12 protein-coding genes are annotated in these 11,588 nt (G+C 68.7%); 7 read left to right on the forward strand and 5 right to left on the reverse strand.

The genetic code is table 11. From position 1 onward, the window contains the following. Positions 1–24 precede the first annotated feature (24 nt). Complete coding sequence (gene clpB, locus ATK74_RS01045) at positions 25–2,610, forward strand: ATP-dependent chaperone ClpB (RefSeq protein ID WP_098459303.1); 2,586 nt, start codon at positions 25–27, stop codon at positions 2,608–2,610. Positions 2,611–2,613: 3 nt separating this feature from the next. Here the strand turns inward: clpB and ATK74_RS01050 are convergent, their stop codons facing one another. Next, entirely contained in the window at positions 2,614–3,489 is an 876-nt protein-coding gene (locus ATK74_RS01050) for a class I SAM-dependent methyltransferase (RefSeq protein ID WP_098459304.1), read from the reverse strand. 128 nt (positions 3,490–3,617) lie between these two features. Here ATK74_RS01050 and ATK74_RS01055 point away from each other — a divergent pair, with 128 nt between their 5' ends. The 3 genes from ATK74_RS01055 (at position 3,618) to ATK74_RS01065 (ending at position 5,941) form a co-directional block, all read left to right on the forward strand. Further along, positions 3,618–4,421 carry a spermidine synthase gene (locus tag ATK74_RS01055; RefSeq protein WP_098459305.1) on the forward strand — a complete coding sequence of 268 codons (804 nt, stop codon included), beginning with the start codon at positions 3,618–3,620 and terminating at the stop codon, positions 4,419–4,421. A gap of 43 nt (positions 4,422–4,464) precedes the next feature. Further along, complete coding sequence (gene pyrE / locus ATK74_RS01060; RefSeq protein WP_098459306.1) at positions 4,465–5,004, forward strand: orotate phosphoribosyltransferase; 540 nt, start codon at positions 4,465–4,467, stop codon at positions 5,002–5,004. Positions 5,005–5,155: 151 nt separating this feature from the next. Beyond that, on the forward strand, positions 5,156–5,941 hold the full coding sequence (locus ATK74_RS01065) for a LemA family protein (RefSeq protein ID WP_098459307.1): 786 nt from the start codon (positions 5,156–5,158) through the stop codon (positions 5,939–5,941). A 22-nt stretch (positions 5,942–5,963) separates the two neighbouring features. On the opposite strand, the gene ATK74_RS01070 is transcribed toward ATK74_RS01065, so the two are convergent. Genes ATK74_RS01070 through ATK74_RS01080 form a run of 3 tightly spaced genes read right to left on the reverse strand, consistent with a single transcriptional unit; the run spans position 5,964 to position 8,185 of the window. After that, positions 5,964–6,584, reverse strand: coding sequence for a dihydrofolate reductase family protein (locus ATK74_RS01070; RefSeq protein WP_098459308.1), 621 nt, complete (start codon positions 6,582–6,584; stop codon positions 5,964–5,966). A gap of 30 nt (positions 6,585–6,614) precedes the next feature. Further along, the gene (locus tag ATK74_RS01075) at positions 6,615–7,511 is read right to left on the reverse strand and encodes a Sir2 family NAD-dependent protein deacetylase (protein ID WP_098459309.1); all 897 of its coding nucleotides are present in this window, start codon (positions 7,509–7,511) and stop codon (positions 6,615–6,617) included. Continuing rightward, positions 7,511–8,185: a DedA family protein gene (locus ATK74_RS01080; protein ID WP_098459310.1), complete on the reverse strand. Its 675-nt coding sequence runs from the start codon at positions 8,183–8,185 to the stop codon at positions 7,511–7,513. The genes ATK74_RS01075 and ATK74_RS01080 overlap by 1 nt, the downstream gene beginning before the upstream one ends. A gap of 38 nt (positions 8,186–8,223) precedes the next feature. Here ATK74_RS01080 and ATK74_RS01085 point away from each other — a divergent pair, with 38 nt between their 5' ends. From ATK74_RS01085 to fbaA, 3 genes are all read left to right on the forward strand, one after another. Beyond that, positions 8,224–8,877 (forward strand): TrmH family RNA methyltransferase, encoded by a 654-nt coding sequence (locus ATK74_RS01085; protein WP_098459311.1) that lies wholly within the window; start codon positions 8,224–8,226, stop codon positions 8,875–8,877. Between the two features lie 9 nt (positions 8,878–8,886). Then, on the forward strand, positions 8,887–9,399 hold the full coding sequence (locus ATK74_RS01090) for a hypothetical protein (RefSeq protein ID WP_098459312.1): 513 nt from the start codon (positions 8,887–8,889) through the stop codon (positions 9,397–9,399). A gap of 144 nt (positions 9,400–9,543) precedes the next feature. After that, positions 9,544–10,566, forward strand: coding sequence for a class II fructose-bisphosphate aldolase (gene fbaA / locus ATK74_RS01095; protein ID WP_098459313.1), 1,023 nt, complete (start codon positions 9,544–9,546; stop codon positions 10,564–10,566). Between the two features lie 127 nt (positions 10,567–10,693). On the opposite strand, the gene ATK74_RS01100 is transcribed toward fbaA, so the two are convergent. Beyond that, on the reverse strand, positions 10,694–11,542 hold the full coding sequence (locus ATK74_RS01100) for an endonuclease domain-containing protein (RefSeq protein ID WP_143483520.1): 849 nt from the start codon (positions 11,540–11,542) through the stop codon (positions 10,694–10,696). Positions 11,543–11,588: the final 46 nt, after the last annotated feature.

The raw sequence follows: 11,588 nt of genomic DNA on the forward strand, positions 1-11,588 counted from the left end.
CTCAACTTTGCTCAGGAGATCTGAATGGACACCGAAAAGCTGACCACCCGTAGCCGGGATGCGGTGTCGGCTGCCGTCCGCAATGCCCTCACCAACGGCAATCCGAATGCGGAACCCGTACACCTGCTGCACGCCCTCTTGCTGGTCCCCGACAACACCATCGCGCCCCTGTTGAGCACGATCGGTGTCGAGCCGAAGGTGGTCGACGCGGCCGCCCAGGGGGCGATCAAGAAGCTGCCCAGTGCACAGGGATCCTCGGTCACCCAGCCGGCCATGTCCGGCGGGCTGGCCCGCGTGCTGGCCGACGCCCAGACCCGCGCCGAACAGCTCGGCGATGCTTTCGTGGCCACCGAGCACCTGCTGCTCGGCTTGTCTGCGGTGGCCTCGGACGCCCGCCAGATCCTGATCGATCTGGGCGCCACCACCGAGAAGCTCAGCGAGGCTTTCGCGGCCAGTCGTGGCGACAAGCGGGTCACCTCCGCCTCCGACGAGGGCAGTGAGTCCTCGCTGGACAAGTACTCCGTCGACCTGACCGAGAAGGCCCGTGATGGCAAGCTCGATCCGGTGATCGGGCGGGACGCCGAGATCCGCCGAGTGGTCCAGGTGCTGGCCCGGCGCACCAAGAACAACCCGGTGCTGATCGGCGAACCCGGCGTCGGCAAGACCGCCGTGGTCGAAGGGCTGGCCCAGCGGGTGGTGGCCGGCGACGTCCCCGACTCGCTCAAGGGACGCCGGGTGGTCTCCCTCGACCTGGCCTCCATGGTGGCCGGCGCCAAGTACCGCGGCGAGTTCGAGGAGCGGCTGAAGGCCGTCCTGAACGAGATCCGGGACGCCGAGGGCAAGGTGATCACCTTCATCGACGAGCTGCACACCGTGGTCGGTGCCGGGGCGTCCGGCGATTCCAGCATGGACGCCGGCAACATGCTCAAGCCGATGCTGGCCCGCGGCGAGCTGCGGATGATCGGCGCCACCACCCTGGACGAGTACCGGGAGCGGATCGAGAAGGATCCCGCCCTGGAGCGGCGCTTCCAGCAGGTCTTCGTGGGCGAGCCCAGTGTCGAGGACACCATCGCCATCCTGCGCGGCCTGCGTCAGCGCTACGAGGCGCACCACAAGGTCCGGATCACCGACGGCGCCTTGGTCGCCGCGGCCACCTTGTCCAACCGCTACATCACCAGCCGGCAGCTTCCGGACAAGGCCATCGACCTGATCGACGAGTCCGCGTCCCGGCTGCGGATGGAAATCGACTCCTCTCCCGAGGAGATCGACATGCTGCGCCGCGACATCGACCGAATGACCATGCAGGCCTTCGCCCTGGAGAAGGAGACCGACACGGCCTCCCGGGAGCGCTACGCCCGGCTGACCGCCGAGCTGGCCGACGCCAAGGAGGAACTGCGCGGCCTGGAGACCCGGTGGGAGGCCGAGAAGTCCGGGCTGAACCGGGTCGGCGAGGTCAAGGAGCACATCGACAAGCTGCGGATCGAAGCCGAGCGCGCCCAGCGCGAAGGCGACCTGACCAAGGCGTCCCAGATCCTCTACGGGGAGATCCCCGGCCTGGAGGCCGAGCTGGAGCGGGCCACCGAAGCCGAGGCGAACACCAAGCCCATGGTCAGCGAAGAGGTCTCGGCCGCCGACATCGCCGAAGTGGTGTCGGCCTGGACCGGGATCCCGGTCGGCAAGATGCTGCAGGGCGAGAGCGAGAAGCTGCTCAGCATGGAGCAACTGCTCGGCCAGCGGCTGATCGGCCAGCGCAAGGCCGTGGTGGCCGTGGCTGATGCCGTCCGTCGTTCCCGGGCCGGGATCTCCGACCCGAACCGGCCGACCGGCTCCTTCCTGTTCCTGGGCCCGACCGGCGTCGGCAAGACCGAGCTGGCCAAGGCCCTGGCCGAGTTCCTCTTCGACGACGAGCACGCCATGGTCCGCATCGACATGAGCGAGTACGGCGAGAAGCACACCGTCTCCCGGCTGGTCGGAGCCCCTCCGGGCTACATCGGCTACGAGGAGGGTGGCCAGCTGACCGAAGCCGTGCGGCGCCGTCCGTACTCGGTGGTGCTGCTGGACGAGGTCGAGAAGGCCCACGCCGACGTCTTCAACATCCTGCTGCAGGTGTTGGACGACGGCCGGCTCACCGACGGCCAGGGACGCACTGTCGACTTCCGCAACGTGATCCTGATCATGACCTCGAACCTGGGCTCGCAGTTCTTGGCCGACCCGGCCCTGAACCCCGACACCAAGAGCCAGGCGGTGATGGGCGTGGTCCGGCAGGCCTTCAAGCCAGAGTTTCTGAACCGGCTGGACGAGATCGTCCTGTTCGACCCGCTGAGCACTGAGGACCTGTCCCAGATCGTCGACATCCAGCTGCGCCGGCTGAACGCCCGGCTGGCCGATCGCCGGATCAGTGTCGAGGTGAGCCAGGCCGGCAAGGATTGGCTGGCCCTGGCCGGTTTCGATGCGGTCTACGGGGCCCGTCCGCTGAAGCGGCTGGTCCAGTCGACAATCGAGGACGCGCTGGCCCGGCGGGTGCTATCCGGTGAGGTGACCGACGGCGACGTCGTCCACTTCGACCTGAACGCGGACAGCTCCGGCCTGGAAGTGACCAGCCGGTCCTGACCGCTAGGCCGGCTTGGTCGCAGTCAGGGTGAAGCTGGCCGGCAGCCGCTGCGGACGATCGGTGAGCCGGTACTCCCCGGTCTGGGTGTCGAGCGACATCAGGCCGGGGAACGGCTCCCACGGGACGGAGTCATGTTCGGCCAGTGAGGTCAGCCGGAGTCCGGCCTCGAGCACAGCGGTGACGATCTCGGACAGGCTGTGGTTCCACTCCACCGAGACCGGGGACGGCACCAGATCGTCCCCGGCGTAGGTGTGCTCCTCGTGCCAAGCCAGCCACTGTTCCTGCTCGTAGTAGGGCAGTTCCAGGGCCAGCGTCTGGGTGCCGCCGGCGCTGATCGTCGGCTGCTGGGCGCGGTCGACCGGGTCCGGACCGAGCTCGACCTGGATCAGCGCATTCAGCACCGGGTGCCCGTCGCGGATGAACAGCCGTCCGCCCGGACGCAGCAGCGCGGCCACGGTGGCCGCCCACTGGCCGATGCTCGGCAGCCAGCAGATCGCGCCGATCCCGGTGTAGACCAGATCGAACTGACGACCCAGCGCCTTCGGGGCCGAGTACACGTCCGATTCGATGTAATCGATCGGGGTACCGGCCCGGGTGGCCAGCTGCCGGGCTTCGGCCAGCGAGACCGGCGACAGGTCGACTCCGGTGACGCTGGCCGCGCCCAGCCGGGCCAGGCTCAGGGTGTCGGTGCCGATGTGGCACTGCAGGTGCACGACGTCCAGGCCGTCCAGCCGGCCCAACCGGGGCAGGTCGAAGCGGACCACGTCGGACAGGGCCTCCGGGTCGGCCAGCAGCTGGTCGATGCCGTAGTTGCGGGCGTGGATCGGGGCCCGGGAATCCCAGTTGGCCCGGTTGATCTCCAGGTAGCTGTCGCTCACCCGTTCACCCTAGTGTTCGCTCAACCCTGCGGTGGGCCGACCGGTAGGCTGAGGCGATCCGTAGCGCCGTTCGGGCCGGGAGTTCGTCCCGGTGCGTCCCGTGGTGCTACCGCCGACGGAGGAAGCAGATGAACCGGGTGGTCCCGGCGCCAGACGACAACAACGCCTTCATGGTCGTGCACGGCAAGACCGAGCAGTCCTGGGTGGCGTTGGACGATCCACTGCACCTGGAGTTCGAGTACGTCCAGCGGATCGCGGACGTCCTGGAGGCCTCGATCTTTCAGCGGCCCTACACCGAGCGGCTCCGAGTGGTGCACGTCGGCGGTGGGGGGATGACCCTGGCCCGCTACGTCGAGGCGCGGCGGCGCGGCACGGCCCAGATCGTCCTGGAACCCGACGTGGCCCTGATCGACGAGGTCCGCAAGCATCTGCCGGTGCCCCGGGCCAGCGTGAAGGTGCGTCCGGTGGACGGCAAGACCGGCGTCGGCGACCTGCCGTCCGGGTGCGCGGACGTGGTGATCATCGACGCTTTCGACGGCCCGTCGGTGCCGGCCGAGCTGGCCACCGTCGACTTCTTCGTCCAGGTGCGCCGGGTGTTGCGCGCCGACGGCCTGGCCGTGATGAACCTCACCGACCAAGCCCCTTTCGCCTGGGGACGGCGCTGCGTGGCCGGTCTGGCCGAGGTCTTCCCCGAGCTCGCCGTGATCGGCGAAGTGCCGATCTGGAAGGGACGACGCTTCGGAAACCTGATCGCTGTCGCCGGGGTGGAGCTGCCGATCGAGGACCTCACCAGGCGGGTGGCCCGGGCCATGTTCCCCTATCGGCTGAGCACGCAGGAGCATCTGCGCGGCTGGCTGGGCGGGGCCACTCCCTTCATCGGCGAGGACTCGCTGCCGTCGCCTGCTCCCGAGGGACGGGCCTGGTTCAGCTGAGAATGCCCGGCCATCGGCGTCCGGGGAGGCTAGGTTGGCGCCCATGACAGCCCGCGAGCAGCTCATCCAACAGATTTCCGACCTGGCCGTGATCCGGGGCCGGGTCACGCTGGCCTCGGGCCGCGAGGCCGACTACTACGTCGACCTGCGCCGGGTCACCCTGGACGGGGTCGCCGCCCCGCTGGTCGGCGAAGTGATGACCGACCTGGTCGCCGACTGGGAGTTCGAGGCCGTCGGTGGACTCACCCTCGGCGCCGACCCGGTGGCGGTGGCCATGCTGCACCACACCGCTCACAACGGCGGACGTCTGGACGCCTTCGTGGTCCGCAAGGAGGCCAAGGCGCACGGACTGCAGCGCCGGATCGAGGGCACCGAGGTGGCCGGACGCCGGGTGCTGGTCGTCGAGGACACCTCCACCACCGGTGGTTCGGTGCTGACCGCGGTCGAGGCCGTCCGGGAAGCCGGCGGCGAGGTGATCGGGGTGGCCGTGATCGTCGATCGCAACACCGGGGCCAAGGAGCTGATCGAGGCAGCCGGCGTCGAGTACCGCTACGCGGTCGGCCTGGACGACCTGGGCCTGTAGTCGCCCCGCGGGCCGATCAGGGGGACTCCGGGTTCGCCCCCGGACCCGGCCGGTGATCGGGCCTTAGCCCTGTGCCGGCCTGGTGGCTCCGGTTAGGCTGTGCTCGTTCGGGCGATCCGCCCGGCGGCGGTACGGCTGATAGGAGCCTTCGATGTGGTTCTTCGTGATCCTGCTGGTGGTCGTGGTCGGGCTCGCCCTGTGGGCGGTCTCCCTGTACAACGGCTTCATTCGCTCGCGGAACCTGATCCAGGAGTCCTGGCGTCAGATCGACGTCGAGCTGAACCGGCGTTATGACCTGATCCCGAACTTGGTCGAGACCGTCCGCGCCTATGCCGCCCACGAGCGCAACACGCTGGAGAACATCACCAAGCTGCGCAACCAGGCCGCCTCGCTGGCGCAGACCAGCCAGGGTGGGGCATCGGCCGAGCGGGCCGAGGTGGAGGAGCAGCTGAGCGGCGCGGTGCGTCAGTTGATGGTCAGCGTCGAGGCCTACCCCGATCTGAAGAGCAACATCAACTTCCTCGAGCTGCAGAAGGAACTGACCGCCACCGAGGACCGGATCGCGGCCGGGCGGCGGTTCTACAACGCCAACGTCCGCAACTACAACACCCAGGTCGAGTCGTTCCCCTCGGTGCTGATCGCCAACACCTTCCACTTCGAGAAGGCCACCTACTTCGAGGTGAACGACCAGGCCGTCCGGCAGGCCCCGAAGGTCACCTTCGGCGAGATCAGTGACCGGCCCGAGGCCACCTCCGAGCCGACCACCGCCCAGCTCACGGCTGCCTCGGACGCCGCCCTGCCCAACCCGCAGGCCTACGACCAGTCGCAGTTCGGCCAGCCCGGCCAGTTCGGCACCCCGGCTCAGCCGGCCGAGCAGCCGATCTTCACCCAGCCGCCGTCGCAGCCGCCGACGCTGAATCCGCCGCCGGCCCAGTAAGCACCACTCCGCGCGGTCGAGGTCACTCGGACGAGCCGGCCTCGGCCAGCTTCTCGGCCGCCTGTGCGTAGCCGGCCTTCCCCGGTAACTCGGCCGGGGCATAGGCGAGCCGGATCACTCCGCTGGGGAAGACCTCCGAGCTGAGCAGTTTCAGCGGACGGATGCCCGGCCCCTCGGCGAACAGCCGCCGCCCGTGCTGAGCGGCCACCGGGTGCACCAGCAGGTGGAGTTCGTCGAGTTCGCCGGCATCGAGCAACTGCTGGACCACCGAGAGCGACCCGGGGATCAGCACCTTGCCCAGCCCAGGTCGCTCCCGCAGCCCGCGAACCGCGGACAGCAGATCGTCGGTCGGCTCGGCATTGCGCCAGCCCAGGTCGGTCCGGGTGCGGGTGGCGACCAGCTTGGGGGTATCGCCGAGCTGGGCGGCGAAGTCGGCGTCGACGTCTCCAGCCGTCTCCCGATCGGGCCAGGCGCCGGCGAAGCTGTCGTAGGTGACCCGGCCGAGTAGCAGCAGCTCGGTGCCGGCGTAGTCGTCGGTGACCGCGGCGGCCATGTTCTCGTCGAAGTAGGGGAAGTGCCAGTCCGGATCGGCCTCGGCGATGCCGTCCAGTGAGATGAACAGGGTGGAGATGATGGTGGCCATGGCGTCCAGTCTTCTCCGCGAGGTCCCGGCCTAGCCAGACCCGGCGGCCAAGGTGGGCAATTGCTGTTCCAGGTAGCTCACGACTTGGCTGGTGCCCGCATTCAGGCGGACGGTGGCCAGCTCATCACCCCTGGTCAGGCCGCGGTTCACCATCACGATCGGCAGTCCGAGCCGGGCTGCGTGCCGGACGAACCGGAGCCCGGACATCACCGCCAGCGAGGTGCCGGCCACCAGCAGAGCGCCGCCGGCCTCGACCATGGCGAAGGCGGCCTCGACCTTCTCGGTGGGCACCGACTCACCGAAGAAGACGATGTCGGGTTTGAGGATGCCGCCACAGACCGGGCAGTCGGCCACCACGAAGTCCCCGGTCTCGGCCAGCACGGCGTCGGCGTCCGGGGCGATCTCGACGTCGCCGAGCTCGGTGACCCGCTCCAGGAAGCCCGGGTTCAGTTGGAGCAGCCGGACGTCCAGCTCCTCGCGGGTGCAGCGGAAGTCGCAGTTCAGGCAGCGGACCAGCTGGTAGTGGCCGTGCAGATCGATGACAGCGCGCGATCCGGCCCGCTGATGCAGCCGGTCAACGTTCTGGGTGATCACTCCGGAGACGATCCCGGCGGCCTCCAGCCGGGCCAGCGCGTAGTGGCCCTCGTTGGGCTCGGTGACGTGCAGCTGGTGCCAGCCCAGGTGGTTGCGAGCCCAGTAGTGGCGCCGGAAGTCGGCACTGGAGACGAACTGGGAGTAGGTGATCGGGTTGCGCGGCTTGGCCTCCGGACCGCGATAGTCCGGCAGCCCGGAGTCGGTGGAGAAGCCGGCGCCGGTGAGCGCCACGATCCGGCGTCCGGACAGGGCGGCCACAGCGGCGTCCAGGTCGTCCTGGCCGGCCGGTGGACGGGTGTCCGGCTCGCCCGGCAACCAGCCGATCCCGGACATCAGGCCTGCGGGGCGTCCGCTTCGGCTCGGCGCCGGGCGCGCTGCACCAGGATCTCGACGATCATCGGGATCACCGAGACCACCACGATCAGAATCAGCGCGATCTCCAGGTTGTCCCGCACGATCGGCAGGTCGCCCAGGAAGTAGCCGAGCAGGGTGACCCCGACCGCCCAGATCACCGCTCCGAAACCGGTCCAGGTGATGAAGGAGCGGAAGGTCATCCCGGCCGCGCCGGCCACCATGGTGACGAAGGTCCGCACGAACGGGACGAACCGGCCCAACACGAGCGCCCGGGAGCCGTAACGCTCGAAGAAGAGATGAGTCTCGGCGAGGTGCTTCTGGCTGAAGATCTTGCCGATGAAGCCGGTCCTCGGCTTGAACAGCCACGGCGAGAGCCGTAGCCCGACCCAGTAGCCGACGATGTTGCCGAGCACGGCGGCGACCAGCAGGATGAGCAGGGCCAGCAGCAAGGTGCCGACCTGGTCTAGGCCGAACAGCCGGATTCCGGCAGCCTGTGCAATGAACATCCCGACCGCGAACAGCAGCGAGTCACCGGGCAGGATCGGGAAGATCGCGCATTCGGTGAAAATGATCAGCGCCGACACGAGCAAGAACCAGGGGCCGAGGGTCTGGAACAGCCAGACCGGGTCCATGAAGTTGCCGGCCAGCGGCATGAGTGCAGGAATCACGTGGCCAAGATACCTTGGTCGCCATGGCCACCCTGGACGATGACGCCATTGCGGCCCTGGCCGGGCCGGGCGTGGGCCCGCATCCGCTGCCCTGGCCGGACGATCCGCGGCTCGATCCGCAGCTGTTGGCCGACGGTGATCACCGCAACGTTCCCGACGAGTATCGCTACTGGAGTGTCGAGGCCATCGTGGCCGAACTGGACACCCGACGACTGCCGCTGCACGTGGCCATCCAGAACTGGGAGCACGACTTCAACATCGGCTCCATGGTCCGCACGGCGAATGCGTTCAACGTAGCCGGGGTGCACATCATCGGACGGCGCCGGTGGAACCGACGTGGGGCCATGGTCACCGACCGGTATCTGCACGTCCATCACCACCCCAGCGTGGCCGAGTTCCTGACCTGGCTGGCCGACCACGACCTGACCCCCATCGGCGTGGACAACCTGCCCGGTTCGGTGCCACTGGAGACGTCCCGACTGCCCGAGCGCTGCTGCCTGATCTTCGGCTCCGAGGGACCCGGGCTGACCGAGGAGCTGGTGGACGGCTGCGTCCAGCTGGTGGCGATCACTCAGTACGGCTCGACCCGCTCACTGAACGCCGGTGCGGCGGCCGCCATCGCCATGTACCACTGGGCGCTGCAGTGGGCCGGCCCCGGGCCGGTTCCGGCCACCTAGGATTGCCTGGTGGACGAGTTCGGCATCTATTACCAGCCTGAGCTGGCCGGCGAGCAGGTGCGCCGGGTCCGGCGGCTGGCGCTGATCCGGCTCGGCTGGGCCGTGCTCACCATCGCCGCCGTCCTGATCGCCTGGCGGATCTGGCCGGCCGCCACCGACGGCTGGGTCTGGTGGTACGTCGGCCTGACCGGCGGTTGGGCGCTGGTGCTGCTGGTGATCGACGTGTTCCGCTGGCGGTTCGCGCTGGCTGACGCCCGGGCCGCTGCCCAGGGACTGGCCATCGGGCTGAACCGGGACGGGGTGATGATCAACCGCGAGTGGCTGCCCTGGGCCGAGGTCGGCTCGGTGCGGATGTTGCCCGGGCGGCTGCGGACGTCGGCCAGGCTGGTGGCCACGGCCCGCGACCAGCGATCGTTCAGGGTGCCGCTCGACTTCACCGACGCCATGCCGGCCAGCGTGGACTCGGCCATGCGAATCCTGTCGGCCGGACGGGTGTGGGTCGATCTCTCCCGACTTGACTAGCACAGACGTCTCAGTGGGCAGGATGGCGGTTCCAGCGATGGGGATCATTGCTCATTTCGTCCCCGAGTTTGAGAGACTGGAGCAGTACCGCTTGGCGCCCGCTTCGTCGCAGACGCAGTAACCCTGAGGAAGGCTGATACCCGAATGCCAATTGCTAGCCCTGATAAGTACGCCGAGATGCTGGACGCCGCCAAGGCCGGCAAGTACGCCTACCCGGCGATCAACATCACCTCTTCGCAGACCCTGAACGCCGCACTGGCCGGCTTTGCCGAGGCTGGTTCCGACGGCATCATCCAGGTCAGCACCGGTGGCGCCGAGTACGCGTCCGGCCCGACCATCAAGGACCGTATCGCCGGCGCCGTCGCCTTGGCCGAGTACGCCCACGTGGTCGCCAAGAACTACCCGATCAACGTCGTCGTGCACACCGACCACGCCCAGATCGACAAGGTCGAGACCTGGGTCAAGCCGCTGATCGCCATCTCCCAGGAGCGGGTGAACAAGGGCCTTGAGCCGCTGTTCCAGTCGCACATGTGGGACGGCTCCGCGGTTCCCATGGAGCAGAACCTGGCCGTGGCCGACGAGCTGCTCGCGCTGACCAGCAAGGCCCACCAGATCCTCGAGATCGAGGTCGGCGTTGTCGGCGGCGAAGAGGACGGCGTCAAGGCCGAGATCAACGAGAAGCTGTACACCACCGTCGCCGATGGCCTGCGCGCCATCGAGGTGCTCGGCCTGGGTGAGAAGGGTCGCTACATGACCGCTCTGACCTTCGGCAACGTGCACGGCGTGTACAAGCCGGGTGCGGTCAAGCTGCGTCCCGAGGTGCTCAAGGAGATCCAGGACGCCGTCGGCGCCAAGTACGGCAAGGAGAAGCCGTTCGACCTGGTCTTCCACGGTGGCTCCGGCTCCACCCCGCAGGAGATCTCGGACGCGGTGGACTACGGCGTCGTGAAGATGAACATCGACACCGACACCCAGTACGCCTTCACCCGTCCGGTCGTCGACTACATGCTGAAGAACTACGACGGCGTGCTGAAGATCGACGGCGAGGTCGGCAACAAGAAGCAGTACGACCCCCGCGCGTGGGGCAAGAACGCCGAGGCCGGGCTGTCCGCCCGTGTCGTCGAGGCCTGCACCTACCTGCGTAGCGTCGGCAAGACCATCGGCTGATCAATCCAGCCAGCGTGCGGCCCGGAGCGAAAGCTCCGGGCCGTTCTGCGTCCGGGGTGAGGCGAATCGCCGCCTCGATGGGGCGATCGGGCCCGGATTGCCCGTTCTGGATGATCGAGCCGGCGCTTCACGTCGCACGCAGCGCCTGCCGGACTAGGGGCACGACGTACTCGGGGTGATCCAGGTGCTCCCAGCCGAAGCGCAGGACCCGGTAGCCGGCTGCCTCCAGGAGGTTCTGCCGCTCCCGGTCGGCCAGGAACTGGGTGCTCCCCAGGTGGGAGCTGCGTCCGTCGAATTCGAGGACCAGCCGCGTCCGACGGAACCGGATGTCGGGGACGAGTAGCTGCCCGCCGACGCGGATCGGGCTGTTCGCCACCCAGTCGGTAATGCCGGCCGACTGCAGCATTCGATGCAGCCGGAGCTCGGCGAAGGACCAAGGGTTGGCCGCGGCTGCCGTCACCACCCGACGTCGGACCACCTGCCCACGGCTGCCACGCAGGTCGGCCAGCGCCGCCTCGAGGTCGGCGGGCGTGGCTAGGCCTCGGCGGAGGACCTCACAGCAGGCCTGGCCATCATCGGTGGCGGCCAGTTCGACTGCCGCATAGGCGGGCGTGACCGACCGGATGCCGGAGCGAACCTCCACGAACGGCGAGGTGATCCGCTGCTGGCGTACGACCACACCGGCCCGGGACCGCAGACTCGGGTGCGCCACCTCGAGGATCGGTGGGAGCGGCTCGCCCAGCCACAGTGCCGCGGCCGATCGTCCATGGATGACCCCGGATGGCGCCGACCAGGCGGTTGCCGCCCGGAGCCGGCACAGCGGCGAGCTATCGTCGGCAGGGACGAAGACTCCGGGCAGTGGGTTGGCCAGCAACCCGGCCCGGCTGAGCCGGGCCAATGTCGAGGACAGCCGGGGAAACTCCGCGGTCGAGATGGCGCCCCGCTCGGCCAGGATCGCCGCTACTTGTGGATGCACGCCCTTCACAGTGGGGACGATTGGGCGCCGCAGTTCACTTTCCACA

The sequence above is a fragment of the Propionicimonas paludicola genome (assembly GCF_002563675.1).
In the GTDB taxonomy this organism is placed as follows: Bacteria; Actinomycetota; Actinomycetes; order Propionibacteriales; family Propionibacteriaceae; genus Propionicimonas; species Propionicimonas paludicola.